The following is a 26351-nucleotide window of genomic DNA, read 5'->3' on the forward strand; positions in this document are numbered from 1 at the left end:
CTCGCGCGCTAGGCGCCCGCTCGGCAAGGGGTGACCCGGGTCAGGCGCCCGGCTGACGCCGGCGGTTGACGAGGCGGAATTCGATGTCGCCGGAGGACAGCGCCTCGAGCGACCGGGTGGTGAGCTTCTTGGTGTGTCGTGTCAGCACGGCCTCGCGCGGCAGCGCGTTCAGCTCGCGCGTGTAGCGCGCCGCGACCAGAACGCCGAGGTACTTGGTGCCCGAGGGCTCAGCGACGTCTCCGGGGGTGAACACCCGCATCTAGTCTTCCTCCAGTATGCCCGCGATCTGCGTGTCGATCCTGCGCAGGGCCTCTTCCAATGCCGCCTGGCGCGGGACGCGTCGCAACTCCGCGTCCACGATCGCACCCAGGGCGGCCACGCCCGCGTCAAAATCGTCGTTGACGACAACATAATCGAAACCGGGGGCCGAGGGGAGTTCGTCGCGCGCGTTGCGCAGCCGGCGGCGGCGCTCGGCTTCGGCCTCGCTCCCCCGCCCCGCCAGGCGCCGGGCCAACTCGTCTCCGGATGGCGGCAGCACGAACACGAGAACGGCTTCCTCGAACCGCTCGCGGATCGCTTTGGCGCCCTGGATGTCGATGTCCAGAACCACCACCCGCCCGTCATCGAGCGCGCTCTGTATCGCCCTCCGGGTGGTGCCGTAGCGGGCGTCGTGCACGACCGCCCATTCCACGAGTTCGCCGGCCTCGATGAGCGCGTCGAATTCGTCATCGTCCACGAACGTGTAGTCCACGCCGTCGGTCTCATGAGGACGCCGCTCGCGGGTGGTCACCGACACCGAGAACACCAGATCGGAGCGCGCCTCGAGCAATGCCCGTGCGAGCGACGTCTTGCCGGCGCCGCTGGGCGCGGCGACCACCAGCGGGAACGGACGCGCGCCCCTCACTCGACGTTCTCCACCTGCTCCCTGAGCCGCTCCACCTCGTTCTTCATCTCGATCACCCGATGCGAAATGTCGGCGTCGTTCGCCTTGGCGCCGATGGTATTGACCTCGCGGTGCATCTCCTGGACGAGGAACGCCAGCCGCTTGCCGACCGGTTCGTCGGGCGCCGACTCCACGGTGTCGCGCAGCCGCTCGACGTGCGCGCGCAGCCGCACCGTCTCCTCTCCGATGTCCCACCGATCGGCCAGATAGGCAACCTCCTGCGCCAGCCGCGCCTCGTCCACGTCCACGCCATCGCTCAACTCGCGGATGCGCCCGCGCAGGCGGTCCCGCTCCTCGACCAGGCGCTGGGGAGCGCGCGCCTCCACGGCCTCCACCGCGTCGCATATGGCGCCGACGCGGGCGAGAAGGTCCACCGCCAGCGCCGCGCCCTCGCTCTCGCGCATGGCGATCACCCCGCTGGCCGCGTCCTGCACTGCGGCGGCCACCGCCTCCGCGGGGATTCCCGCACCGGCGTCCTGATCCACCGTGAGCACGTCGCCCAGGCGAGCCAGCAGGCCCACGTCCACGGCGCCGCTCAAGCCCAGCTCGCGCTGGAGCTCCTCCAGGGCTTCAACGAGGGCTCGCGCGCGCGGCACGTTGACGCGCACCGCCCCTCGTGGCTGTTCGGCGTCAGCCAGCAAGCGCACGCTGACGTTGGCGTGGCCGCGCCGCAGGCGGGCTCTGAGCGCGTCTCGGACGCCACCTTCGTGCTCCTCCAGGCCCCGTCCGAGCCGCAGGTTGGCGCTGAAGAAGCGGTGGTTTACCGTGCGCACTTCGACACGCAGGCGCCCGCCCTCGACGTCGGCCTCTCCCGCGCCGAACCCCGTCATGCTTCTGATCAAGGCGCCCTCCCGCGTGCGGCGTTCAGTTGTAGAAGTCCCAGCGCAGGCCGGTGATCACCCTCTGGCGCAGCAGCCGGCGCTCGGGGAACACCTGTCCGTCCTCCAACAGAGTGTTCTCCCAGCGGACGAACAGGCGCGCCGTAACCACTCGTACGTTGAGCACGAAGTCCAGGGTGGACACGCCCTCCAGCTCGGTCAGGACGACCGGCGCCACCGGCTCCCCATCCAGCGTCGGCTGGCTCAGCACGGGGAACAGCGCCGCGCCGCGCCGGGAGTGGAATAGCCCGGCGTAGATGTGCAGGTTGTCGGAGGCGAGTGGCAGGTGGTCGTAGACCAGACCGGCGCGCCACGCCCTGGCCGGCAGGTACGGCCCGGTCGCGCCCTCGCTCCAGTCCTGCACCCACCCCTCGACCCGGAAGGGCAAGCCGCCCGCCCGCACCCGCCCCTCCGCCTCCCACCCCTGCGCGTCCGCGCCCGAAAAGCGCGCGCCGCGCGGGTCGAAGCCCAGGCCGAGCGCGACGATGCTGTCGACCTCCACCTGGACGCGGCCGCCGGCCACGCGCAGCGGACCGAGCGTGAGCCGCGCGCCGTAGCGACGCCGCTTGAGCGCCGTGCGCGAGACGCCCGCCGTGCCCAGCCCCGTGTGCGGCACGCCCAGCTCCCCGCCCGAGGCAGCGCCGGTCAGCTCCAGACCGCCCACGACCCGCAGGGCGCCCCGAGCGTCCCAGGAAGTGGCGGGATCGAAGCCGACCACGCTGGACCAGCGGTCGTGCCCCACGCCGCCGGCCAGCAGAACGCGGTCGGCGAGGGACAACGCTCCCCGCATCCCCAACTCCAGCTTGGGCAACGGGCCCTCGTCCCTCCAGCGCGCATCGCCCTCCAGAAAGACAGGCCCTCGCGCGACGCCCACTCGCAGGCCCGCCTGGATGGGATCGGGCTCGCGCGTGCGCGGTCCCACATCGAACGAGTCCACGGCAACCGGGTCGGGGGACAGCGTGTCCACGGGCAGCTCGACCGTCAGCTCGCTCTTCCCCCCGAACACCTCCAGCACCACGCCGGGTGCGACTTCCGCCGACGCCCGACCGACGATGTCCAGGCGGCGCGAATCGCCCTCGAGCGGGTGATTGGGGTCGCGGCGCACTTCGTCCAGGCGCGCCTGCACGCGCACACCCCAGTCCTCTCCCGTGACGCCCCAGTGCGCGAACGCGTTCAACGCCACGGCCCCTTCGACGCCGCCCCGGCCGTCCGTTTCCACGCGCGTCACGCCCAATCCGAGAGGACCCCATAGCACCCTGGGGATCAGCGCCACGCCAGTGAAGATCTCGGTGTCCAGGTCGCCCGCCGCCGCCTCCACGCGCGTGTAGGGGCGAGCCTCGTCGGCCACCCTGGTCGTCAGGTGGACGCGGATGGCGTCCAGCGCGCGCTCCACGCGGACGGTCTCCAGGCTCGCGAGCTCGATCCGGCTCAGGTCCACCGTCGAGGCGCCCAGCGGGTCGAGACGAAAGCCGTCCCAGTAGACCTCGACGGCGGCGCCGGCGCCGCCGGCCGTGGTCAACGCCTCGGGGGCGCCCAGGTAGCCGAATCTGAGCAGGTGCAGGCCCGCGACGCCGGCCAACAGGTCCGACAGCGTAATGGCGGCCGCCGACAGCAGCGCGTCACGATCCCAGCGGACTTCGGCCTCCACCCAGCCGGTGTCGGCCGGCGCCGGCAGGATCGGCATGGTCGCGATGGGCAGGCTGTCGACGGTCGGCTCCTGCTCCGCCCCGACAGCCGGGTCGAGGACCGAGTCGGTGGGCGGGGCCGCCGCGCTGTCCGCTGGCAGCGTGTCGCTCGGGACCGGCTCCTGGGCGAGCAGCGAGCCCGCGTACAGGACCGCCATCAAGACGGGCACGAGCGCCCGGCCCAACCGGTGCCGAGCCCGGGGGCGCGGGCCTCCCGGGTGTCGCGTCACGCGCGCGCCCGTGTGCGCACCCACTCCACCAGAAGGCGCGTGGGCCACCCGGTCGCGCCCTTGCGCAGATAGCTCGCCGCGGCCTCGGACCGGTACGCGGTGCCCGCGATGTCCAGGTGCGCCCAGTGGCTGCGCGGAGCGAACTCGCGCAGGAACCAACCGGCGGTGATGGTGCCGGCGGGCCTGCCCCCGGAGTTCTTGATGTCGGCGACGTCGCTCCGGATCTGCTTGCGGTACTCGTCCCACAGCGGGAGTGGCCAGCAGCGCTGACCCGAGCGCTCGCCGGCCGCTTGCAACTCGCCGATGAGCTCCTCGTCGTTCCCCATCACCGCCGCGGCCTGGTGCCCGAGCGCTATGACGACCGCCCCCGTGAGCGTGGCCAGATCCACCACCGCCACCGGGTCCAGCTCCTTGGCGTAATCCAGCGCGTCGCCCAGGATCAGACGACCCTCGGCGTCGGTGTTCACCACCTCCACCGTCTTGCCCGAGCGCATGGTGATGACGTCGCCGGGCTTGAGCGCGCGCCCGGAGGGCATGTTCTCGGTGGCCGGTACTATGGCCACCACGTTGGTCTCGACCGAGAGGTCGGCGAGCGCCCGCATCGCGCCGAGCACGGCCGCCGCGCCCGACATGTCGTACTTCATGTCCTCCATGCCCGCGGACGGCTTGATGGAGATACCGCCCGAATCGAAGGTGACGCCCTTCCCCACCAACGCGATCGGCCGGTCGCCCGGCTTGCCGCCGTCGTGCTTCAGGACGATGAAACGCGGCTCCTCGTCGCTACCCCGGGCGACCCCGAGCAACCCGCCCATGCGCTCGGCCTCGATCCACCCGGGCTCGAACACTTCGCAGCTCAGGCTGCGCTCCGCCGCCATCGCCGCGACCCGGTCCGCGAGCGCGGTGGGCGTGGCGACGTTCCCGGGGAGGGTCGCAAGCGCGCGCGCGAAGTTCTCACCGCCCGCTATGGCGCGGCCCTCGCGCACGCCTTCGCGGGCCGCGTCCGCCGCCGGGCCGGCCAGCAACGTGAGCTCGGCGACCGACGCGCGCGGCGCGTCCTCGTCGGACTCCGTCTTCAGGTCGCGGTAGTCCCAACAAGCCAGCGCGAACCCCTCGGCCGCCGCGTGGGCCGCGTTGCGCGGTCCCATGTCCTCCACGTCGCCGCCCAGGCGCTGATCGAACGCCACGCGGCTCACGCCCAGCGCCTCGGCCTTGCGCACCGCCGTGCCCACGACCTTGCGCACGGTCTCCATGGTGTACTCGTCGGGCTCGCCCGCCCCCACGATCAGCACGCGCTCGGCGCCGACCTCTCCCTCGCGCGGATAGAGCAGCAGCGTTTCGGCGAGCTTGCCGCGGAAGTCTCCGGCGTCCAGCGCGCGGCTGATCGTGCCGCCCAGCCTGTCGTCCAGGGCGCCCGCGGCGCCGCTGAGTCCGTCCTCGCTCTGGAGCGCGTGCGCCACGAGCAGGGGCGTCTCGATCTCCTCGGGCGCCAGGTCGACTACGTCGATGGTCATGTCGGCCATTCGGTGTTCTCGGGGTCGGTCGGGACGCGCCTACATGCGGGCGATGATTCCTTCGCCGAATCCGGAAGTGGACACGAGCGTCGCGCCGTCCATCTGGCGCTCCAGGTCGTAGGTCACGCGGCGCTCATGGATGGCGCCCTCGAGCCCGCGGACCACGGCCTCGGCGGCCTCGGTCCAGCCCAGATACTCGAGCATCATCACGCCGCTGAGGATCAGCGACCCCGGGTTGACCTTGTCCATGCCGGCGTACTTGGGGGCGGTGCCGTGGGTGGCCTCGAACAGCGCCGCGTCGTCGCCCACGTTGGCGCCGGGCGCCATGCCCAGCCCGCCCACCTGCGCGGCGCACGCGTCCGACAGGTAGTCGCCGTTCAGGTTGGGCAGCGCGATCACGGAGTACTCTGAGGGGCGCAGCAGCACCTGCTGGAACATCGCGTCGGCGATCCGGTCCTTGATGATCAGGCGCTCCTCGCCCGGGCCGGCGTCCGACTCCGTCACCGTGCGGTCGCCGAACTCGTCCCGCGCGACCTCGTAGCCCCAGTCGCGGAAGGCGCCCTCCGTGAACTTCATGATGTTGCCCTTGTGCACGAGCGTGACGGAGTCCCGTCCGCGTTCGAGCGCGTGCCGGATGGCGGCGGCCACCAGCCGCTTGGTGCCGAAAGCGCTGATGGGCTTCACGCCTATGCCGCTGCCCTCGCGCACGTTGGCACCGAACTCCGCCAGGACCTCGCGCAACCGCTCGGCTTCCGGGGACCCCGCCCGATACTCGATGCCGGCGTAAACGTCCTCGGTGTTCTCGCGGAAGATCACGACGTCCAGCTTTTCGGGCTCGCGCATGGGCGAGGGGACGCCATCGAAGTAGCGCACGGGTCGAATGCACGAGTACAGATCCAGCACCTGCCGCAGGGTCACGTTGAGCGAGCGGATGCCTCCGCCCACGGGGGTAGTGAGAGGCCCCTTGATCGCCACTCGGTACTCGGCGATGGCGTCTATCGTGTCCTGGGGCAGCCACTCGCCCGTAGCTTCCTTGGCCTTCGCTCCCGCGAGGATCTCCCGCCACACGATCCGCCGCGAGTCTCCGTACTCGCGTCGGACCGCGGCCTCCAGCACGGCGCGCGTGGCGCGCCAGATGTCCGGGCCGATCCCGTCGCCCTCGATGAACGGAATGATGGGGTCGTCTGGTACGTGGAGGCCGGACTCGTCCTTGCGGATCAGGGTCCCGTCTTGCGGCTCAGCGGCGCCGCTCACGCGCGCTCTCCCAGCGGCGCGACGCGCTTGCCCAGCGGGCCCACGTATTCCGCCTTGGGGCGGATCAGCCGATTGTCGGCGAGCTGTTCCAGCACGTTGGCCGTCCAGCCGGACGCGCGGGAGATGGCGAAGACGTTGGTGAACTGATCGACCGGAACGCCCAACGTGTAGTAGACCGCGGCGCTGTAGAAATCGACGTTGGCGTAGATCTTCTTGCCGCGCGCGTCCATTTCATCGCGCATGACGGCGTTTGCCGCTTCGGAGATATCGATCCATCGGCTCTCGCCGCGCTCCCGCCCCAACTCCCGGGCCAGAGCTTTCAGGATGGGCGCGCGCGGGTCCAGCGCTTTGTACACGCGGTGGCCGAACCCCATGATACGCTCCTTGCGCTCCAGCGCGCCGCGGATCCAGTCGCCGGCCGCGGCCGCGTCGCCGATGTCCATCAGCATCCGCATCACGCGCTGGTTCGCGCCGCCGTGCAGCGGACCCTTGAGCGTGCCGATGGCCGACACGATCGCGGAGTACATGTCGGCCAGCGTCGCGACCGTCACGCGCGCCGAAAACGTGGACGCGTTCAGGCCGTGATCCGCGTGCAGGATCAGCGCGACGTCCATGATGTGCGCTTCCAGCTCTCCCGGAGCGCTGCCCGTGAGCATGCGCAGGACGTCCTCGGCGAGCCCCCTCTCCGGATCCGCCTCCACCGGGTCGGCCCCGTGCCGCAGGCGCTCGTAGGCCGTGCTGATCGAGCAGATCTGCCCGGTGATACGCACCGCCTTGCGTCGGTTGGCCTCGAGCGAGTCGTCCTCCGCCTCGGGGTCGAAATTGCCCGCGGCCGACAGGCCCGTACGCAGGGCCGCCATGGGGTGGATGTCGGTGGGCAGGAGGCGCAGGACCTCCAGGACTCCGGGGTGCAGGCGGCGGGCTTCGCCGAGCTCCCGCCCGATGCCCTCCAGCTCCGTCGCGTTGGGCAGCTCGCCGTTCCAGAGCAGGTAGCACACCTCCTCGAACGACACGTTTTCGGCGAGGTCACCGATCTCGTAGCCTGCGTAGATCAGGCGACCCTCGTCGCCAATGACCTTGCTCAGGGACGTCTTGGCTGCGACGACCCCTTCCAACCCCTGACTGGACATGACTCCTCCGAACGAAAAAGCGCCCCGACGCGGCGCAGCGGGAGCGTCGAGTCGGCGGCGGAAGCGTGCTTGCTGAAGCTTGGCTGCCGGTGGATCGGCGACCGGATGCGGGAACTGCCGCCAGGCGGTCTCGCGCTGCGAGTATACGCGCCCGCTCGCGCGCGAGGCAAGCCGGCAAAAAGCGCCAACTCACGGGCGCTTTGGTACCCGGGGCGCCCTTTCGCGCGGCGCTCGCCCGGCCTTGATCGGACCCTCTGCCTGCGCTAGCTTCAGTCTGCGTCGGAGTCGATCCGGCGCGGTTCCGCCGCGGCCGAAGCTTTCTCTCCCATACGGTCGGTCGGCGGTCGTTCCCCAGAATCGAAGCGATGTCCGTGGCGCGCGCGCGCCACGTGTACAGCGACAGGACCCCGAGCCCCGGAGCCCTCGTGCCTGGTATGACTCCATCCCGCTCGCGCGGCAGCTTGGCCGCCATCCGGCCTGGCGTGCGCGCGCAGATACGCGCCATTCTCTTTCATGGAGTGCGCGCGACCTGCCAGGCGGCGGGTCTGCGCGAGGGGGACGTCGTCCGCTGCCGTGAGTCTGGGCCATCGGGGATAACGCTGGACGTGGAGAACGGGCCAACCACGTCGCTGAGCCGTCAGGTGGCTCGCTTCGTGGAGGTGGACCTGCTGGGGAAGCAGAAGCCGGCGGCCCATCGCGAGATTTCGAGTCGCTTGCCGGACCCCGCGCTGGACGGCCCGACCGCCGCATAAGTTCGCCGCCGCTGCGGCGCGCGGCCTGGCGGCTGACGCTCGCGGCGCTGGCGCGAGCACCGACGGCGCGCGCCAGCCGATTGGCGGCGCGGCTGGCCGACTCGCCCGTCCCCAAGGCCCTCCGCTGGCCACTGTACAGGGCCTTCGCCGCGGCCGTGGGTGCCGACACGGGCGAAACCGAGCGGCCGTTGGCCAGCTACGGCACCTTCGACGCGTTCTTCACCCGGCGGCTGCGAGCGGGAGCGCGCCGGTGGCCCGATGATTCGTCGGTCGCCGGGTCTCCGGTGGACGGCGTGGTGGGCCGCTTCGGAAAAGTCGAGGACGGCGCCGCGCTCCAGGCCAAGGGGCGCCCCTATCTCGTCGACGAGCTGCTCGGGGACGCCGACCTCGCCGCTCGCTTCGCTGGGGGCGTTTACCTGACCATCTACCTGGCCCCCAGGCACTACCATCGCGTGCACGCCCCGCTGGCCGGCGCGCTCCGGACTGTCCGGCACGTGGCCGGGCGGCTGCTGCCGGTCAACGCCCCGGCGGTCGCGCTGGTGGACCGCCTGTTCGTGTCCAACGAGCGCGTAGCCTGCGCCATCGAGGGCGACTCGACCGCGGTCGCGGTGGTCGCCGTGGGCGCGCTCAACGTAGGCCGCATCTCGGTGCCCGCGGCGCCCGGCTGGAATCCGCGAGCCGGCATCGACCGGGCGCACCGCTACGACCCCACCCCCAGGCTCGAGCGGGGTGACGAATTGATGATCTTCCACCTCGGCTCCACGGTGGTGCTCTTGTTCGATGGATACCGGCTCGCACCCGGGCTGAGGCGGGGCGCGGAGATCCGGCTCGGGGACCCGATCGCGGTGAAGCGATGAAGCGAGAACAACTCATAGCGGCGGCGCGAGGAGACCGCCCACCGGACCTGGTGCTGCGCGGCGGCAAGCTCCTCAACGTGCTGTCGGCGCGAACCGAGCGGGTCGACATCGCGCTCTCCGGCGAGCGCGTGGTGGCCGTGGCGCCCGAAATCAGGGGGCCGACCGAGGTGGACTGCAGCGGCCGGTGGCTCGCACCGGGCTTCATCGACGCCCACATGCACCTCGAGAGCTCCATGATCACGCTGCCCGAGTTCGCCCGTGCGGTGGTGCCGCGGGGCACCACGGCGGTGGTAATGGATCCCCACGAAATCGCCAACGTGCACGGCGTCGAAGGCATCCGCTGGGTGCTCGACAGCCGCGCGGGCGTGCCGCTGGCCGCCTTCGTGATGGCCAGCTCGTGCGTGCCCGCCACCCACATGGAAACCGCGGGCGCGCGGCTCGAGGCGGAGGACCTCGCTCCGCTGCTGGGCGTTCCCGGCGTGCTGGGACTGGCGGAGGTGATGAATTTTCCGGGCGTGGTGGCGGGCGACGCGGGGCTCATGGCCAAGCTCGACGCGGCCGACGGACTCATCGTGGATGGACACGCGCCGGGTCTGTCGGGGCGGGCCCTGGACGCCTATCTGGTCGCGGGACCCGGCAGCGACCACGAGTGCCGGGCGCTGGATGAAGCCGCCGAAAAGCTGACCAAGGGCATGCGCATCCTGATCCGCGAAGGAAGCACCGCCCGCAACCTGGACGCGCTCCTCCCCCTCGTCACGCCCGCCACGGAGCGCAGGTGCTGCTTCGCGACCGACGACCGACACCCCGTCGACCTGCTCGCCGAAGGACACATCGACCACGTGTTGCGGCGCGCCATCGCGTCCGGGCTCGATCTGCTCACCGCTTACCGGCTGGCGACGCTCAACGCGGCCGAATGGTTCGGGCTCGCGCGGGCCGGCTACGGCTCCATAGCGCCGGGAACCCGGGCGGATATCGTGGTACTCGATGATCCCGAGGCGGTCGCGGTGACCGAGACGTACGTGGGAGGTCGCAGGGTCGCCCGCGCAGGCGCGCTCGAGGTACCCCTGGCCCCCGCTTTGCCCGCGCCAGCCGGGAACATCACACTCCCCGTGGGTTGGGGAGATGCCCTGCGGATCGAGTGGAAGGACGCAGCGGCCCGCGTTATCGAGGTCATCCCGGGCCAGATCGTCACCGGCGCCGGCACGACCCGCCCGCGCCGCGGCGCGGACGGCGAGCTCGGCCTCGATCCGGACCAAGACCTGTGCAAGCTGGCGGTCGTGGAGCGTCACGGCCGCTCGGGCCGCGTCGGCGTGGGACTGGCGCGGGGCGTGGGACCTCCGCGCGGGGCCATCGCCTCGTCCGTAGCGCACGATTCGCACAACGTCATCGCCGCGGGCGCCGACGACGACTCGATGCGCACGGCGGTCGCGGCGCTCGCCGAGCAGGCGGGCGGCCTCGCGGTCGCCAGGGGAGACCGGGTGTTGGACCGGCTGCCGCTGCCGATCGCCGGACTCATGAGCGACCGGCCGCTCGAGGAAGTGGCCGCGGGGGTGGAGCGGGTGACCGCGGCGTACGCCGGCCTGGGAGGCACTCACGAGGAGCCCTTCATGGCGCTATCCTTTCTGGCGTTGCCGGTCATTCCGGCGCTGAAGCTGACCGACCACGGCCTCGTGGACGTAGATCGCTTCGAAGTGGTGCCCCTATGGATAACAGACTGAAATGAAAGAAGATCGAGTACTCTCTTTCGAGTTTTCCGACAGGGCTACGCTGGACCGGGCGGCGGAGGATCCGCTCCCCTTCGACCTTCCCGTGCGCCAGCTCATCGTCGAGGTCTTCCGCGACGTCTACCTGGACACCCCCGCAGGCGACCTGCACCGTCGCGGCGCCCACGTCCGGCTACGCGTGTACGACTCCGGCCGGCGCCTGCTCACCGCGGACGTGAGGGAGCCCGCCGAAGACGGCGGGGTGCGCCGGCGCACGCGCGTCGCGGATGTGCCGGACGAGGACATCGCCGCCCTGGTGCGCGGCGACTCGGAGCCCGCGGCGTTGGTGCGGGCGCTGGTGGACCCGGAGCTGCTGGGCGTGGCGTTTCAGCTGGAGACCCTGCGGCGCATCCGCCTGGCGGAGCCCCCCGATGGCGACGGCGACTCCATCCGCTTCGCCTACGACTCGGTCACCCTGCGCCGGCGCGAGACCGCCGCCGACATCCACCAGCTCGAGATCCGCATTCCGGAAGAGGAAGCTGGCCAGATGGCCGGGCTGGTCCAGGCCTTCGAGACCCAATACATGGTGCGGCCGGTGCTCGGCGACCTCGCGCACCGCGCGCGCGACATGCTGGAGGACCTCGAGGTCGCGGTCCTCGAACAGGCCATCCGCGGGGCGCGCGAGGTGGCCGTCCTTCCCTATCACGACGGCCGCGTCGCGCTGCTCGAGACGGCGGAGGGCTTGAGGGTCATGTGCGGCCTCGGTACGGGCGAGGCCGCGGCGCGCCTGCCGCTCCGCGCCGGCATGGGACGCGCCGGAGGAGCGCTGCGGCTCCTGGGCGTAAGCTCCGGGTCGGGGGCGCGCCCCACCGTCGAGGTGTGGGTGGCCGAGGGCATCGGCGGCAACGCCGACGACGCCGGAGAGGGATCCGTGTGGCTTCCGGTGGAGCAGGTGCTCGGCATGGTGGGCGGACCGGCGCTGCGCCACCCGCGCACGCTGGCGGCTCTGAACGTGCTCGCGCGCTCGGAGCTGCCCGTCCGCTCCGGCGAGGGGGCGCCCGAGCTGCCCGTCGCCATCCAGGGCCAGCTCGGTGCGCGCAGCGGAGCTCCACCCTGGGCCCGCTTGGCCGCCCCGGTGGCGCCGGGCGAGGACATCCCGCCCGATCACTTGCTCAACGAGGAATTACTGCGGCTGGCCTTCGACGAGCGCATCCTGACCGTCTGCAACGACCCCGACGTGCCGCTGCTCGAGCGCGTGCGCTTCCTGTCCATGTTCGGCGCGCGGCAAGACGAGTTCTTCATGCGCCGGGTGGCGAAGTACAAGGATGAGCTGAGCGGCGAAAAAACTCACCTGACGCCCGACGGTCTGGGACCGGCCGCCCAACTGGACGCCATAGGCGTGCGCGCCCGCGAGTTGCTTACCCGCGCGTACATCACAATGTGTACCAAGCTGGTGCCCGCGCTCGCCGCCGAGGGCATCCAGATCACGCGCTGGGACGCGCTGGACGAGCAGGAGCAGGACTACCTCCGCTCGAGCTTCGGCAAGCAGGCCGAGGCGGTGATCGTGCCGCTGGCGGCAGACCCGAGCCATCCCTTCCCGCACATCCGCAACCTGAGGCCGGCCTTGGCGGTGGTGCTGCGCCTGCCGGAGAGCGCGAGCGAGCACTTCGTGGCCATCGAGTTGCCGGGCGAGCTGCCGCGCTTCGTGCCGCTCCCCGGCGGCGCGCGCTTCATCCCGCTCGAGGAGGTGATCGTCGGCACGCTCCCCGAGCTCTACCCCGGCTTCGATGTCGCCGCGGCCCACACCTTCCGCGTGACCCGCAGCGCCGCGACCAGGGAGGTCGACGAGGACGGGCCGCTCGACGTCCTACGCGCCGTGGAGGAGCGCATAGCGTCCAGGCCGTTCCGCCAGGCGGTGCGGCTGGAGGTGGACCGTCCCATGCCCGCCTGGATGCGCGCGCACCTGCTCGCGCGGCTCCAGGCCGAGGATCGCGCCGGCGCGGCGTCGCTCACCGATGCGGACGTGTACGCCGCGGACTGGCTCGTGGACCTGGCCGCGCTGAAGGAGCTGGCGGCGGTACACCGGCCCGACCTGCGTTTCCCGCCCGCCCAGCAGAGTGACCCCTTCGAAGGCGCCGCCTCGCTAATCGCCGAAGTCGCCGACAAGGATCGCCTGTTGGAATTCCCGCGGGACGACTTCGAGCGAACCGTGGTGCGCCTCCTGGAGGAGGCCGCCGACGACCCCGACGTGGTCAACCTGCGCGTGACCCTGTACCGGACCGACCGCGCGTCGCCCGTGGTGGCGGCTCTGAGGAGGGCGAGGGCCAACGGCAAGGACGTCCTGGCACTCGTGGAGCTCAAGGCCAGCTTCGACGAACAGCGCAACATCGAGTGGGCGAAAACCCTGGAGAGATCGGGGATCCATGTGATCTTCAGCCCGCCCCGCTACAAGGTCCACGCCAAGCTGGCGCTCGTTACGCGGCGCGAGGGCGAAGGCCTGGCGCGCTATGCATACGTGGGCACGGGCAACCTGAACGCGGCGACGGCCGCCGCCTACGTGGACGTGGGGATTCTGACCCGTCACGAGGGCATCACGGATGACGTGAACGCCGTCTTCAACCTGCTGTCCGGCTACTCCGCGCCGGGTGAGTTCGGCCATCTCCTGGTCGCGCCGTTCAACATGGCGGGTGCGCTACAGTCCAGGATAGAGCGCGAAGTGGAGCACGCGCGCGCCGGCGGAGAGGGGCTGATCCGCGGCCAGTTCAACGGCCTGACCGACCACACGTTGATAGGTGCGCTTTACGGGGCCTCCCAACAGGGGGTGCGCGTCGAGTTGGCGGTTCGCGAGCTGGTGGCGCTGCGGCCAGGCGTGGAAGGCCTGTCGGAAAACATCCGCATCGTGAGCCGGGTGGGTCGCTACCTCCAGCATTCGCGGATCTTCCATTTCCACAACGCCGGCGAGCCGGAATACTTCATCGGCTCCGGCGACCTGCGACCGCGCAACCTGCGCCGCCGCATCGAGGTCGCCACGCCGGTCTACGACGCCGACCACCAGGCCGCGCTGGATGGCATCCTGACCGACTACCTGGAAGCGCCCGACGCCTGGACCCTCCAGGGGGATGGCTCGTGGCGGCGCGGCGAACAGGTCGTCGGCGGGCCGGTGGGGTCCTGACGCGCCCCCGCGGGCGACGCCTAGTCTTCCTTGCGGCGGTACACCGAGTCCCAAACCGATCGCCACGTCTCGCCCTCGTCGGTCGAGAGTTCGATCACCTGGCGAACCGTGCCGTCCGGGGATGGCGTGAGCGTTGTCCGGTCCAGGTAGGTACTGCCGTTGGGTCTCTGTATCCGGCCCTGGAAACGGACCGCGCCCTCGCCCGGGCGCTCGACCAGCGTCTTCTCCTTGACACCGCCCGGCCTCGTTGCGTTACCGGTCACCCACACCTGCTTCCAGTCGCCCGTGGCGGGGATGTGGTAGAAGAGGCTCTTGCCTTCTCCCCCGCCGGAGTCGGTCCAGTGCTCCATCACCGCGCAGCCCTCGAGGATCTTCTCGATCCGGTTGTGCCCAACGACCTGGTCGTTGACCAGCACGTCCCACTCGCCGAGCCAGAAGTCCAGCTCAGCGAACGACTCCACTTCGGCGCAAGCCGGCGACGCCGGCCGACCCTGCGCTGACGCCGGCGCCGCGCCGGCGACGAGGAACACTGCGAGTAAGGCCGAGCGGACGCGAAGCACGAACAACCTCCTGGGCGAAAGTACGTCCTGCGGTAACAGAAGGAGTGACACCGGCGCGCGTTGGGCGGTTTGGTGATGTTCCAGAGAGGTGCCGGACGAGCCGGCGCGGATCAGCCGGTCGAAGAGATAAGCTCCAGCACGCGCCGCTCGATCTCGTCGCGGACGGCGCGGAACCCGGCGTCGTCCAGTTCCTTGGGGTCCGGCAGATCCCAGTCCAACCGCCGATCGGCGGGGACGTGCGGACAGGCGTCGCCGCAGCCCATCGTGACCACCGCGTCGAACACCCCGGACGCGACCTCGTCGATCGACCGGGATCGGTGCGTGGAGAGGTCGACGCCGCGCTCCGCCATGAACGCGATGGCGCGCTCGTTGACCGCGCCCGACGGCCGCGAACCCGCGCTCAGGGCCTCAAGGCTTTCCCCGCCGACAGCGCGCGCGAACCCCTCGGCCATCTGGCTGCGGCAGGAGTTCTCGACGCACACGAACAGAAGGCGCGGGCGGCGCTCGGATCCGGATTCCATGGCCGCACGTTGGCGATCGCGTGGGCGGTCTACAAGTGGCCTTGGCACGCGCGCCGCGCAGCGACTACCCTGAGACACCCGGGGACGATTGGTACGCGCAGCACAGCTACCGGAGGGAACCCTTTGGAGGCAGCATCTTCTCCTACGTGGCCGGGACCCCGCCCCTGGGTCGGGCGCGAGGCGCTGCTGGAGGCGCTGGCGGCCGACCTCGCACGCGGCGTCGAGGGGGGAGGTCGGGCGGTCTTCATCGAGGGCCCGCCGGGATCTGGCAGGACCACACTGCTCCACCGCTTCGCCAACGCCGCCACCTACAGGGGGAAGGCGCTGTCGGCTGCGTTCTGCGACGCCGCCGACCCGGACGCGTCGGCCTGGTCGCAGGTCGCCTCTCAGCTCACCCGTAGGGACAGGCTGAGCGCGGCGCTCAAGCGCTCGGCGTCCGGCTGGGTCGGCCTCATCCCGCTCGTGGGAGGCGTGCTCGAGGCGACCATCGAGACCCGCGACGCGCTCAAGGGCGAAGCAGAGCGACCGCCCGAAGAGACGTCCGATGCCGCGGTCGCGCAGGTCCGCATGCTGCTCAGCCTGGGAGCCCAGCGCCCACGCCTCATCCTCATGGACAACCTGGACGCGGGCGACACGGAGGAGTTCGCGGGGGCGGCCGCGCTGGTGCAGCGCCTTAAGGGCGTCCCGCTCGTCTTCGTGGCTGCCGCGCGCGCGGGGGCCGGGGGACGAACGCGGGACCTGATGCTCGAGGCCGATCGGCTGGGGATCGCGGCCCACCACGAGATTCCGCCGCTGTCGTTCGAGGACGCCATGCGCGCGGTCACAACGGCCGTGGGATCGCCGCCTCCCGAAGCCTGGGAAGCGTGGTGGCGCGACCACTTCGACGGCACGCCGGCGCGACTGTGGCGACTGCTGGGGCAGGCGCACGCCGCCGGGGCGTTGTCATCCGTCTCGGGGCGATGGACCTGGAGCGCCGCCCCGCCCGCCTCCGCCGTTGGCCCGCCGCAGGCAGCTGCTCTACCAGGTGTGTCGGCAGAGCAGGCCGATCTGCTGCGTACCGCCGCATCCCTGGGTGCGCGCTTCCACGCCGACGAGTTCGCCGCCCGCGTGGGCTCCTCCACGGAGGATCTCGATGATGCGCTACACGGGCTCGTGCGCGCCGGCGTGCTCACGATCGTGGATACCGTCGAGCGCGACGCGGAGTTCGTAGACGTGCTCGAGTTCGTTGACCCGCCCGGCCGACGCGCGTGGCTCGCCGGCTGACCACGCCCTGGTCGCGGCGATGTGCCCATGAGAGTCAGAGTTCCTCCCACCGAATTCCCGTAATCTGCCCTACATAGAGCGTCCCAGGCATCTGCATACTTGGGGAATCGGCCGGAGAGACTCGTCGCCTCCCGCATTGGCCCGAGGGGCGTAGGGCCAGGCCGTGGAACGGCCGGGCCTTTGACAAGCACCCCCGGACGGCGCAATATTTTCCCAGTATCTGCGCCCGACCCGACTTCGCATTCAGCCCAGCTTTCGGGCTTCTTGGGTGCGCGCCGTCGGTCAAGACGATCACAGGCCTGGCTCACAAAAAGCTTCGGAGCGAGACGCTCCCCTGCGCTAGGAGATAGAAAGTGCGTGCACTCCCCATCACGCGGAACCCCTGGCGACTTGTCGCAGCAGGGGTCGTTGTCGCCCTCGCCGCCTGCGCCGATGCTGCTACGCGCGACGACGAGCCCGCGGGTCCGCAGTTCTCGGGACACCAGGGCGGCGTCGATTGCAGCGGCGACCCCGCCCTCGTCGGCACCAGCCCTCTGACCGTCAACGTCATCGACGGCGCAACCGGTCTGCCGCTCACCACCGGCTTCGTTGCGGTGTTCGTGCACCCGGTGTGCGGCCCGATACGCTTCCTGGAAGACACGGTCTTCAACGGCACCATCGTGTTCGCGGATCTCGTGGCGACCAGAGGCTTCGTGCACGTCCGCGACGGCGTCACGCTGGCGGCGGCGGCGCTGAACTTATCGCCACCGCCACTGAACGAGCCGGACCTGGACCTGATGGGGCCCGATCCTGCGCACGCGGCCACGATGACCGGCGATCGCGGCGCCTCGCTGCCGGTCACGCTGGGCAACTACCTGGCCGCGCTGGACGATCCGCCGGTCCGTATCCGCAACAACGGCTCCGAGGTCACGATCGTGATGCCGCCGCAGGCGCCCATCGTGGTGGAGCTGTTTAACCTGGACCTGCCGGATACGGAACTGCCCGTGTCGGCCCTGCTGCCCTTCGGCGCGGCCGCCGCGTGCGACGACATCCCGTGGATCGCGGCCGACGCCGAGCAACTCGCGCTGTGCGAGAGCGGCAAGGGCATCGCCTACGTCACCGGAATGGACGAGGAGAGCGGCGCCGCTACGGCGCTCGTCATGGGCGACCCCAACGACCCGGACTGCGTCATCGAAGTGATAGGCGAGGGCGGTGCGAGCAATGAGCTGATTGCCGTCTCGGCGCCCTGCTCGGACGCCGACGCGAACAACGTTCTGCGGTTGTTCCCGCGCCCGGCGCTGTGCGTGCTGCCTCCGGCGGCGGGCGCCGGCTTCATCGAGGACACGCGGGGCAGCGCCAAGAACATCGACTACCTGAACGCCACGTTCGGGGCCACCGCGCTCAACTACCCGGGCGTGCCGGGTGACCCCGACGACCAGGTGCCCGACCTGACCAAGGTAGCGGTCTATGGCGACTTCCTGCTGTTGGGCAGCCCCGCGAACGGCCAGTTCAAGTCGAAGGAGACCACGCCCAACGGAGCCAACGGGGAGAACCTGACGTTCACCGCGATTAGCCAGATGGACGGGGACGTGGTTTGCGCTTTCCCCGATAATACCGGCAACGCAGTCATTTTCTGCGTGAGCGATGACGGCGTGAACGTCAAGTACGCGATCATCCAGAGCGGCCTGAGCCCGGACCGTACCGAGTTCGCCTTCTCCCTCGGAGAGCAGGGCGGCGATGGCATTCCGGATCCGGCCCAGGAGGGAGGCGAAGCCCGCCAGGTAGTGCCGCCGCCGCCGGCGTCCTGCGACTACGAGTTCGACGGCAGCCGCTTCAGCGTGAAGTTCTAGGGCCTAGCAGGACACGCCGTGGCACACGCGGGGCCCTCCGATCGGAGGGCCCCGCTTTTCTTCCCGGTCGGGTGCCGCGGAGGCGGACGGCGCCGCATCGCCCTACCTTTCCTCACATGAGCATCTTCGTCGGCCGGGACACCGAAATGCAGGCGTTGAACGGCGCGCTCGCCGGCGCGCTGGAAGGCCGCGGGCGCGCGGTGTTCCTCTCCGCCGAGGCGGGGGCCGGCAAGTCGACGCTGGTGGACCATTTCCTGTCCCGGGTGGCCGACTCCAACCCCGAAGCGCGCATCCTGCGCGCGGGCTGCTCGGAGCAGTACGGAGGCGGCGAGCCCTACCAGCCGTTCGTGGAGGCGTTCCGCGGACTGCTCGCCGAGGACGCCGCAGGAAAGCCCACGGGACTGCGCGAGATCGCCAAGAAGATCGCGCCGTACTGGATCGCGGCGATCCCCGTGGCGGGCGAGTTTCTGGCGGCGTCGGTCACGACGGCCAAGGAGTTGCGCCAGTCGATGGGGGCCGGCGGGCGCGCCCCCGATGCGCCGAGCGAAGAAGCCCTGTTCTTCCAGTACACCCAGTTGTTCTTCGCGGCGGCGGAGTCGGACCCGATAGTGCTGTTCATCGACGACCTGCATTGGGCCGACACCGCGAGCGTTTCGCTGCTCACGCACATGGCCCGTCGAGTGGGCGACCAGCGCATCCTGATCCTGGGCTCATACAGACCCGTGGACGTGGACGTGTCCCGTCATCCCATGCGGAACGCCCGACAAGAGTTGGAGCGCTACGGCGTGGCCGATGAGTTGCACCTGGAGCGGCTCGCCACGGCCGCGCTCGCGAAGTTGGTCAGCGGTCGCGTGGGCGCGGCGCCGGATGAAGAGCTGCTGGCGTGGCTCGAGCAGAGAGCCGGCACCAACGCGCTGTTCTTCGAGGGCATGCTGGAATGGCTGTCTGCCGAGGGGTTCATCGCGACCAGGGGCGCAACCGCCATTCTCGCGAGCCACCCCGAGGAGGTACAGATCCCGCGCTCGGCGGTAGCCACCATCGAGAAGCGCCTGGAGCGGCTGGACGAGGAGGAAAGGCGCACGCTCGAGTACGCCAGCGTGGAGGGCCGCGAGTTCGCGTCCACCACGGTGGCGCGCCTGCTGGACGTGGACGAGCTGGACCTCGAGGAGAGGCTCGAGCCGCTGGCGCGAATGCACCAGCTCATTCGGCTCGTGGACACGCGCGACATGCCGGATGGGGACCTCGCCAGCATCTACTCATTCAGCCATTCCCTCGTGCACGAGGTGCTGCACGACGCCATCCAGGGCAAGCGCCGCATTCTCCTCCACCGCAAGGTGGCGCAGATCCTGGAGGAGACGTTCGCACCGGATCTCGCGGGCATCTCGTCGCGACTCGCCGTCCACTTCGAGGAGGGGCGGCTCAAGGACCGGGCCTTCGAGTTCGCGGTCATGGCCGCCGAGCGCGCCGCGGCGCTGTACGCCCACTGGGACGCGATGGAGCAGCTCGAGCGGGCGATCCGCAGCGCCGAGGCTCCTGCCGACTCCGGCCGGGCGTGGGAGCTCCTTGGACAGGAACGATACGCGGTCGGACGCTACACGGAGGCCGAGAGCGCCTTCGGCGAGTCGCTCGGCTTCGTGCGGGAAGCCGGTGACGACGAAGTCACGCTGCGCGTACGACGCCTCCTCCTTCTGGCCGAACGCGACCACGGGGCGCGCCCTGCCCCCGAGATACTCTCCGAGTTGGAGGAGTTGCGGACAGAGGCCTCCCGGCTGCAGGCGCACGGCGAAACGTGCGAGATACTCTGGCAGCTCATCATCCATCCGGCCACCAACGCCGCCATGGACGTCGAGCTGGCGGGCGAGGCGCTGGCGATCGCGCAGGAACAGGCCGACGACAGGCTGACCGCCAAGGGCCACGGCATCTTCGGAATCGCTCTCACGCTTGCCGGGGCCCCCGAAGCCGCGCTGGAGCAGACGGAGATGGCCCGCGACGTCTACCGACGGCTGGGCGACCGGGCGAAGGAGGGGAGCTGCCTGAACAGCCTCGGCATCACCCAGACCGTGCTCGGCAACCTCGCCACCGCGGACGATCACTTTCTGGAGGCGATCGCGATCTTCGACGACCTCGTCGATCCCTCGATGGGGGCCATCGCGCGCCAGAACTTCGCCGTCAGCCTCATCCGGCAGGGGCGCTTCGACGACGCCAGAGAGGCGCTCATGGAGGCGATCGCCCTGGCCGAGCGCATGGACGCGCCGGCCCAGACGTACGCGCCGCTGTACAATCTCGCCGAAAGCTACGAGATGGAGGGTGCGTGGGAGGAGGCGGAGGCGCGCTGGCGACAGCTTCTCGAGGGAGCTTCGGCGGGGGGCTTTGCCGCCGAGGAGATCATCGCCTGGTGCGGTATCGGTACCTGTCGACTGGCCCTGGGGAACGTGGAAGGCGCGCGCCAGGCGGAAAAGGCAGCGCGCGAACTGCTTGGAGAAGGCGACGACTGGGGCGAGGACCGGAAGGCCTACGCCCTCCTCCTCGCCCGGCTGGCGGCGCACGATGGAAGGGCGGAGGATGCGGATGAGAGCATGCGTGCGGCGGAGCAGCGTCTGGAGCAGCTCGACCCGTACGAATGGACGCGGGTCCACCTGGAACGGGCCCAGCTGCTCGCGCCGGAGGACGCCGCGACCGCGATCGTCCTGGCGCGTGAGGCGCGCGAGGCGAGCGCACGGCTCGGAGCGCTGGCGCTGACCCGCACCGCGGACGAACTGCTAACGACATTGGAGGCATGATGCGAGGACGGACGGCGGGGACCCTGCTCGTGGGGACGTTCGCGTTAATGGCGTGCGGGGACGGCGGTGACGGAGCCCGGGCGACCGCTCCCGCCATCGCGGTCGTGTGCACCGACGTGCCGCCCGCCTCCCTGAACCCTTTCGTCACTCCCGACCAGGTCGCCGTGGACCTGCTGCCGCTCCTCTACACGCCGCTCGTACGCGTTGGAGAGGCCGGGATCGAAGCGGGTGCGGCCGCCTCCTGGGAGTGGAGCGAGGACGGGTCCGATGTGCGATTCAGTCTCCGCGACGACCTGACCTGGCACGACGGCACGCCGCTCGTAGCGGAGGACGTGGTGTGGACGCTGCGCACCGCGGCCGACCCGGCCTACGCTTACTGGGCGGGCGCCGATTTCCAGGGACTCGTGAGCGCGGAGATCACCGCCGAGCGGGAGATCCTGGTCACCTTCGACGGGCCCTACGTGCCGGGCCTGGAGCCGTTCGCCGTGCTCCCGATCCTCCCCGTCCACTTGCTCGCCGAGGAACCCGCCGAGACCTTCGCGCAGGCCGTATTCCACCGGGAGCCTACCGGCAGCGGGCCCTACGCGTTCGTGGAGTGGGCGGCGGACGGGAGCCTCACGTTGCAGCGTCACGACGCGGTGCCCACCGATCCGAGGGGAGGACCGGAGAGACTCGTTTTCCGCTTCATACCAGAGGTGTCCACCCAACTCATCGAGCTCCAGACGGGCGGCGCGGACCTCTGCCTGATGGGCGGGTCGGCGCTGGACGAGGCCGAGGAAGCCGCGGGCATCGAGGGGATGGCGGTCGGCCCCGTCGGCGTACAGGTGATCCCGCTCTCCAACGACGTGGCTCCGTTCGACGACGCGAGCGTCCGGCGCGCGTTTTCGGCGGCGCTGGATCGTCAGGAACTTGCCGGCGTCCTGTCGCCGGTGGCTAGCCCGGCCGGCACGTTCATGCCGTCCGCCAGCGGCTCGCGTGACCCGGACATCGTGCAGCCGGACAACGACCCGGCGCTCGCCTCCGCGCTGCTGGACAGCGCCGGCTGGTCGCTTCCCGGTGATTCCGACGTACGCGTGAACGCGTCGGGCGAGCCGCTGGTTTTCGCGATCGTGGCGCCGCTGGGCGCGCAGAACATCCTCACCGCGGTCCAGTCCCAGCTCCGTCGCGTGGGGATGGACGCGCGCCTGGAGCTGATGGAAGGCGCTTCCTTCATCGAGGCGATCACCGACCCGGAGCGCCGGCCCGCGGCGATGGCTCTGCTCTTCACGCCGGAGCGGATCGAAACCTTCGATCCCTTCGGCGAGCTGCACTCCGAGGGATTCGCGAACCTGGCGGGCTACGCCAACGCCGAGGTCGACTCGCTGATCGACGCGCTCTCCGAGATCACCGACACCGGCGAGCGCGCGGACATCTACCGCGAGCTGCAGCGCGCGATCGCGCGCGACGTGCCGACCGTCTACACCGTCTATTCACCGCGAGCGCTTGCGGTAGGACCGCGGCTCACGGGGGTGCGGGTGACCGGCGCGGGTCCGTTCGGCGCGATCGCGGACTGGCGGAAGCGCTAGTGTGCCGGCGCGGAAGTCCCGTGTGCACCGAGGCGCGTGGGATGCAGGGCGGGCCGAATGCCTACGGGACTTCTGCAACGGTACACTAGGGGTTCGAGCGGATCATGGAGACGGGGGGTCGGGTAGTATCGATAGGACCCCGCCGTTCCCCGTCATGCCATGAACGCTCAGCGAATTGCCTGCCTGGCGCTCGCGCTGGTGCCGGCCCTCGCCGCCGGCGCCTGCGACCTGTCGCTCACCGATCCCCGGCACCGCATCACCGGAGACTACGACGCGCTCTGGATATGGTACGTGGACGTGCCGAGCCTGGGCATAGCCGACGAGGGTGACTGCGACGGGCACCTGGACATTACCCGGCAGCGCGGCGAGGACTTCTCCGGCCGGCACGCCATCCTGTCGACCTTCGGCGACTGTATCCCCGAGCGCTCGGGAAGGATCCGCGGACACGTGTACTCCGACGGCGATCTGGACCTGGAGATAGAGCTCCGGGACGGACGCTTCGGGGTGTTCGAGGTAGAGCACGGCTGTCGCGTGATCCACCGAGATCGCCGGCTGGAGGGGCGCTTCCGTCACGGTCGCATCGACGCCTTCGCCGACGCGCAATTCCGGTGCTTCCTGGAGGGCGGCGAGAGAGACGTCTTCGTGGAGTTGGATCTGCTGGCCGACGAGCGGCGCCGCTTCTGAGGTGGGGAGCCGGTCGGCGGGGGTGGCCACACGGCCACCCCCGCCGTGATCGGCTAGCTGGCCGAGCGCCTGCGGGTCGCCGCGAGCCTCGTCTCCGCTCGATCGATGGCGACGCCCTCGGCCTCCTCCCTCGTCGATCCGCGCCCGCGAGCCACGCGCGCACCCGGATCGACGTTGTCGACCGTACACAGGTAGGTGTCGCCCAATCGGTAGGAAACAACCCTGACGGACCAGCCTGCCAACTCCAGGCGCCGCTCCGCCCAATCCTCCGGCTTGATAGCGCTCACCGCTCCACCGGCGCGCCAACCAGATTGCCCCACTCGGTCCAGGACCCATCGTAGTTGCGGACGTCGTCATAGCCCAACAGGTACTTGAGCACGAACCAACTGTGGCTGGAGCGCTCGCCGATGCGGCAGTAGGTGATCACCGGCCGGTCGGGCGTGATGCCCTCGCCCTGGTATAGCGCCGCGAGTTCATCGTAGGACTTGAAGGTCCCGTCCTCGTTCACCGCCTTGCCCCACGGGATGTTGGACGCGCCGGGGATGTGGCCTCCCCGCTGACACGTCTCGGGCAGGCCCGGAGGCGCCAGAATCTCGCCCGAGAACTCCGCGGGACTGCGCACGTCCACCAGCCCGGCCGAATTCGCATCGACCACCGCCTGCACGTCCGGCAGCATCGCGCGCAGCGCCGGGTCGGCATCGGGCACCGGGTAGGACGTCGTCTGCTGCGCCGCCGCGTCGGTGTTCAGCGAGCGACCCTCGGCGATCCACTTCGCGCGCCCGCCGTCCATCATCCGCACGTCTGAGTGGCCGTACAGCTTGAGCTGCCAGAACGCCCAGGCCGCGAACCAGTTGTTGTTGTCTCCGTACAGCACGATCGTCGTGTCCGGAGAGATCCCGGATGCGCCCAGGAGTGCGGCGAGCTCGGCCGGAGGAGTGATGTCCCGGATGACGGTGTCGCACAACTGCGTCGTCCAATTCCAGCCCACCGCGTTGGGGATGTGGCCGTCATCGAATGATGAAGTGTCGACGTCCACTTCCACCACCCGGACACCGGCGTCGTTCAGGTGCGACGCCACCCAGTCCGTGTTTACGAGAACTTGGGACGTGTCTACGAGAACCTCGGGAGATACGTAGGCCATGGCGGCCTCCTCGCTGAGAACCGATTCGCTATCGGAATCCGCGCTGCGGACTCTTAGTCTCGCGCTGGCGCGGCGGCGGCTATCAAGGGTTCGATCGGCCTCGGCGCTCGGCAGGATGTGTGCGTCGACAGGTAACCGAACGTCTTAACATTGCGTCACGTGTCCTGTGGATCAATGCCCCTCATGAGCGAGCGCAGCCGCGCGGCCGAGTATCGCTCAGCGGACTCGTCCGCGACGACGCCGCCGCGCGCCAGGACGACGATGTCGTCGCCCACCGCGAGCGCCTGAGCGGGGTCGTGGGTGACGAGGAGCACGGCCACGCCGGCGCCCCGGACCGCCCGGATCGCGTCGAGCACCCTGTCCGTAGCGGTTACGCCAAGCGCCGCGGTGGGCTCGTCCAGGATGAGCACCCTGGGGGAGCCGGCCAGAGCACGCGCGATGGCGAGCGCCTGTCGCTGCCCTCCGGACAGCGCCGCCAGCGGCCGGTCGACGGGATCCAGCGACACCCCGAGGGCCGCGGCACCGGCTCGCGTCGCGGAGCGGCAGGCGGTCGCGTCCAGGGGCCGCAGCGGCGCGCCGCCCTGCTCCGCGCCCAGGACGAAGTTGCGCCACACGCTCATGAGCGGCGCGAGCGCCAGGTGCTGGTGCACGACCGCGATGCCCGCCCTGCGCGCATGTGCGGGCGAGCGCAGCCGCGCCTTCCGGCCGTCGAGCAGCACGGCGCCCTGGTCCGGAGCCTCGACCCCCGTGAGGGTCCGGATCAGCGTGCTCTTCCCGGCCCCATTGTCCCCTACCAAGCACGTGACCCGGCCCGCGTGCAGCCGAAGCGAGGCCTCGCGCAGCGCGTCGACGGCGCCGTAGGAGCGGCTCACCTCGCGCGCCTCGAGGACGGGCGTCGTCGCGCCCGCTGCAGACGGCGGCACGGCAGGCGCGAACTGCGTCGGGGCGGGCGGGGCTTCGGTCTCGCCCGCGTGCGCCGCCGATCTCGCCGCGGCGATCCTGGACCTGTGGTTCAGCCACGCGGCGCCCAGCAGTAGCGCACCGAGCGCCGCCTGGAACCAGTCCGCGTCGACCCCGGTGATGACCATCCCCTGGCGCGCGACTCCGTAGATCAGCGCGCCGAACGCCGCGCCGAGGACGCTGCCGTACCCGCCGGTCAGGAGCGCGCCCCCGATGACCGCCGCCACGATGGCGTGGAATTCCTGGCCCTGCCCGCGCAGCGCGTCGGAGCCGCCGAAGCGCAGCAACTGGATCAGCGCGATCAGCCACGCGGCGACCGATGTCGTCACGAACAGCGTCACCTTGACCCCGCGCACCGGGACCCCCGCGGCGCGCGCGGACTCAGGAGCCCCGCCGGCCGCCAGGATCCAGTTTCCCAGCACGGAACGCGCGAGCACCCAGCCGAGCGCCGCCGTGATCGCGACCCACCAGCCGATGGAGACGCGCAGCCCGGCGACCTCGGAAGCCAGCAGCGCGCGCAGCGCCTCCCACGTCGCGCTCGACCCGGACGCCGCGAGCTGCGTGCTCCCGGTCAGCCCTCTCGCGAGCCCGATGGTCGCCCCGCGCACCGCGAACATCACCGCGAGCGTTACGATGAGGGACGGCAGGCCGGTGCGCACGACGACGGCGCCGTTGAACGCGCCGATCGCGCCGGCCAGCGCGAGGCCGGCCAGCGCGGCCACGGTGGGATCCCAGCCCGCCTCGCCGATCAGCCCCGCCATCAGCATCCCGGACGCGCCAATGGTGGCGCCGACGGACAGGTCGAACTCGCCGGCGATCATCAGCAGCGCAACGGCGGCGGCCAGGATGCCTAGCGGGGCCGCGGCGTTGAGGACCGTGGCGAGACCGGCCCAGGACCGGAAGGCCGGACCCGCGGCCAGCGCGAAGAACAGC

Annotated in this window: 21 protein-coding genes; 9 read left to right on the plus strand and 12 right to left on the minus strand. The window is 70.7% G+C overall.

Annotated features, from left to right (window positions below):
* Nucleotides 1–40: 40 nt before the first annotated feature.
* From ABFS34_04605 to ABFS34_04635, 7 genes are read right to left on the minus strand one after another with little or no spacing between them, the layout of a single operon-like run.
* On the minus strand, nucleotides 41–259 hold the full coding sequence (locus tag ABFS34_04605; GenBank protein MEN8374707.1) for a hypothetical protein: 219 nt from the start codon (nucleotides 257–259) through the stop codon (nucleotides 41–43).
* A complete protein-coding gene (gene gmk, locus ABFS34_04610; protein MEN8374708.1) occupies nucleotides 260–904 on the minus strand; it encodes a guanylate kinase in 645 nt (214 codons plus the stop codon).
* Nucleotides 901–1785 carry a YicC/YloC family endoribonuclease gene (locus ABFS34_04615; GenBank protein MEN8374709.1) on the minus strand — a complete coding sequence of 295 codons (885 nt, stop codon included), beginning with the start codon at nucleotides 1783–1785 and terminating at the stop codon, nucleotides 901–903. Before ABFS34_04615 ends, gmk begins: the two co-directional genes overlap by 4 nt.
* A gap of 22 nt (nucleotides 1786–1807) precedes the next feature.
* Nucleotides 1808–3676: a Plug domain-containing protein gene (locus tag ABFS34_04620; GenBank protein ID MEN8374710.1), complete on the minus strand. Its 1869-nt coding sequence runs from the start codon at nucleotides 3674–3676 to the stop codon at nucleotides 1808–1810.
* Between the two features lie 56 nt (nucleotides 3677–3732).
* Nucleotides 3733–5256: a leucyl aminopeptidase gene (locus ABFS34_04625; GenBank protein ID MEN8374711.1), complete on the minus strand. Its 1524-nt coding sequence runs from the start codon at nucleotides 5254–5256 to the stop codon at nucleotides 3733–3735.
* A gap of 30 nt (nucleotides 5257–5286) precedes the next feature.
* A complete protein-coding gene (icd, locus tag ABFS34_04630; GenBank protein ID MEN8374712.1) occupies nucleotides 5287–6501 on the minus strand; it encodes an isocitrate dehydrogenase (NADP(+)) in 1215 nt (404 codons plus the stop codon).
* Nucleotides 6498–7631 (minus strand): citrate/2-methylcitrate synthase, encoded by a 1134-nt coding sequence (locus ABFS34_04635; GenBank protein MEN8374713.1) that lies wholly within the window; start codon nucleotides 7629–7631, stop codon nucleotides 6498–6500. The genes icd and ABFS34_04635 overlap by 4 nt, the downstream gene beginning before the upstream one ends.
* Before the next feature lie 434 nt (nucleotides 7632–8065).
* Between ABFS34_04635 and ABFS34_04640 the strand changes: the two genes are divergently transcribed.
* From ABFS34_04640 to ppk1, 4 genes are all read left to right on the plus strand, one after another.
* Nucleotides 8066–8383, plus strand: coding sequence for a FeoA domain-containing protein (locus tag ABFS34_04640; protein ID MEN8374714.1), 318 nt, complete (start codon nucleotides 8066–8068; stop codon nucleotides 8381–8383).
* A gap of 80 nt (nucleotides 8384–8463) precedes the next feature.
* Nucleotides 8464–9240 (plus strand): archaetidylserine decarboxylase, encoded by a 777-nt coding sequence (gene asd / locus ABFS34_04645; GenBank protein ID MEN8374715.1) that lies wholly within the window; start codon nucleotides 8464–8466, stop codon nucleotides 9238–9240.
* A complete protein-coding gene (ade, locus tag ABFS34_04650) occupies nucleotides 9237–10958 on the plus strand; it encodes an adenine deaminase (protein MEN8374716.1) in 1722 nt (573 codons plus the stop codon). Before asd ends, ade begins: the two co-directional genes overlap by 4 nt.
* A 1-nt stretch (nucleotide 10959) precedes the next feature.
* Complete coding sequence (ppk1, locus tag ABFS34_04655; protein MEN8374717.1) at nucleotides 10960–14115, plus strand: polyphosphate kinase 1; 3156 nt, start codon at nucleotides 10960–10962, stop codon at nucleotides 14113–14115.
* A 20-nt stretch (nucleotides 14116–14135) separates the two neighbouring features.
* Here the strand turns inward: ppk1 and ABFS34_04660 are convergent, their stop codons facing one another.
* The gene (locus ABFS34_04660) at nucleotides 14136–14675 is read right to left on the minus strand and encodes a hypothetical protein (protein MEN8374718.1); all 540 of its coding nucleotides are present in this window, start codon (nucleotides 14673–14675) and stop codon (nucleotides 14136–14138) included.
* Nucleotides 14676–14785: 110 nt separating this feature from the next.
* Entirely contained in the window at nucleotides 14786–15196 is a 411-nt protein-coding gene (locus ABFS34_04665; GenBank protein MEN8374719.1) for an arsenate reductase ArsC, read from the minus strand.
* Nucleotides 15197–15319: 123 nt separating this feature from the next.
* Between ABFS34_04665 and ABFS34_04670 the strand changes: the two genes are divergently transcribed.
* From ABFS34_04670 to ABFS34_04690, 5 genes are all read left to right on the plus strand, one after another.
* The gene (locus ABFS34_04670; GenBank protein MEN8374720.1) at nucleotides 15320–16459 is read left to right on the plus strand and encodes an ATP-binding protein; all 1140 of its coding nucleotides are present in this window, start codon (nucleotides 15320–15322) and stop codon (nucleotides 16457–16459) included.
* Nucleotides 16460–16812: 353 nt separating this feature from the next.
* The gene (locus ABFS34_04675; GenBank protein MEN8374721.1) at nucleotides 16813–18288 is read left to right on the plus strand and encodes a hypothetical protein; all 1476 of its coding nucleotides are present in this window, start codon (nucleotides 16813–16815) and stop codon (nucleotides 18286–18288) included.
* Nucleotides 18289–18404: 116 nt separating this feature from the next.
* Complete coding sequence (locus ABFS34_04680) at nucleotides 18405–21068, plus strand: AAA family ATPase (protein ID MEN8374722.1); 2664 nt, start codon at nucleotides 18405–18407, stop codon at nucleotides 21066–21068.
* Complete coding sequence (locus ABFS34_04685) at nucleotides 21065–22633, plus strand: ABC transporter substrate-binding protein (protein ID MEN8374723.1); 1569 nt, start codon at nucleotides 21065–21067, stop codon at nucleotides 22631–22633. Before ABFS34_04680 ends, ABFS34_04685 begins: the two co-directional genes overlap by 4 nt.
* A 159-nt stretch (nucleotides 22634–22792) precedes the next feature.
* Nucleotides 22793–23317: a hypothetical protein gene (locus ABFS34_04690; protein ID MEN8374724.1), complete on the plus strand. Its 525-nt coding sequence runs from the start codon at nucleotides 22793–22795 to the stop codon at nucleotides 23315–23317.
* 53 nt (nucleotides 23318–23370) lie between these two features.
* Here ABFS34_04690 and ABFS34_04695 read toward each other — a convergent pair whose 3' ends face one another.
* From ABFS34_04695 to ABFS34_04705, 3 genes are all read right to left on the minus strand, one after another.
* Nucleotides 23371–23604 carry a hypothetical protein gene (locus tag ABFS34_04695; GenBank protein MEN8374725.1) on the minus strand — a complete coding sequence of 78 codons (234 nt, stop codon included), beginning with the start codon at nucleotides 23602–23604 and terminating at the stop codon, nucleotides 23371–23373.
* Nucleotides 23601–24458 carry a sulfurtransferase gene (locus ABFS34_04700; GenBank protein ID MEN8374726.1) on the minus strand — a complete coding sequence of 286 codons (858 nt, stop codon included), beginning with the start codon at nucleotides 24456–24458 and terminating at the stop codon, nucleotides 23601–23603. Before ABFS34_04700 ends, ABFS34_04695 begins: the two co-directional genes overlap by 4 nt.
* A gap of 155 nt (nucleotides 24459–24613) precedes the next feature.
* A partial coding sequence (locus ABFS34_04705; protein MEN8374727.1) for an ATP-binding cassette domain-containing protein occupies nucleotides 24614–26351 on the minus strand: 1738 nt, incomplete at its 5' end.

The sequence above is a fragment of the Gemmatimonadota bacterium genome, from assembly GCA_039715185.1.
Lineage (GTDB): Bacteria > Gemmatimonadota > Gemmatimonadetes > Longimicrobiales > RSA9 > DATHRK01.

Bases quoted from the DNA above. Each gene is read 5' to 3' on its own strand.
- ABFS34_04605 (MEN8374707.1), bottom strand. From the start codon at position 259: ATGCGGGTGTTCACCCCCGGAGACGTCGCTGAGCCCTCGGGCACCAAG.
- ABFS34_04625 (MEN8374711.1), bottom strand. From the start codon at position 5,256: ATGGCCGACATGACCATCGACGTAGTCGACCTGGCGCCCGAGGAGATC.
- ABFS34_04635 (MEN8374713.1), bottom strand. From the start codon at position 7,631: ATGTCCAGTCAGGGGTTGGAAGGGGTCGTCGCAGCCAAGACGTCCCTG.
- ABFS34_04640 (MEN8374714.1), top strand. From the start codon at position 8,066: ATGACTCCATCCCGCTCGCGCGGCAGCTTGGCCGCCATCCGGCCTGGC.
- ade (MEN8374716.1), top strand. From the start codon at position 9,237: ATGAAGCGAGAACAACTCATAGCGGCGGCGCGAGGAGACCGCCCACCG.
- ppk1 (MEN8374717.1), top strand. From the start codon at position 10,960: ATGAAAGAAGATCGAGTACTCTCTTTCGAGTTTTCCGACAGGGCTACG.
- ABFS34_04665 (MEN8374719.1), bottom strand. From the start codon at position 15,196: ATGGAATCCGGATCCGAGCGCCGCCCGCGCCTTCTGTTCGTGTGCGTC.
- ABFS34_04680 (MEN8374722.1), top strand. From the start codon at position 18,405: ATGAGCATCTTCGTCGGCCGGGACACCGAAATGCAGGCGTTGAACGGC.
- ABFS34_04685 (MEN8374723.1), top strand. From the start codon at position 21,065: ATGATGCGAGGACGGACGGCGGGGACCCTGCTCGTGGGGACGTTCGCG.
- ABFS34_04690 (MEN8374724.1), top strand. From the start codon at position 22,793: ATGAACGCTCAGCGAATTGCCTGCCTGGCGCTCGCGCTGGTGCCGGCC.
- ABFS34_04700 (MEN8374726.1), bottom strand. From the start codon at position 24,458: ATGGCCTACGTATCTCCCGAGGTTCTCGTAGACACGTCCCAAGTTCTC.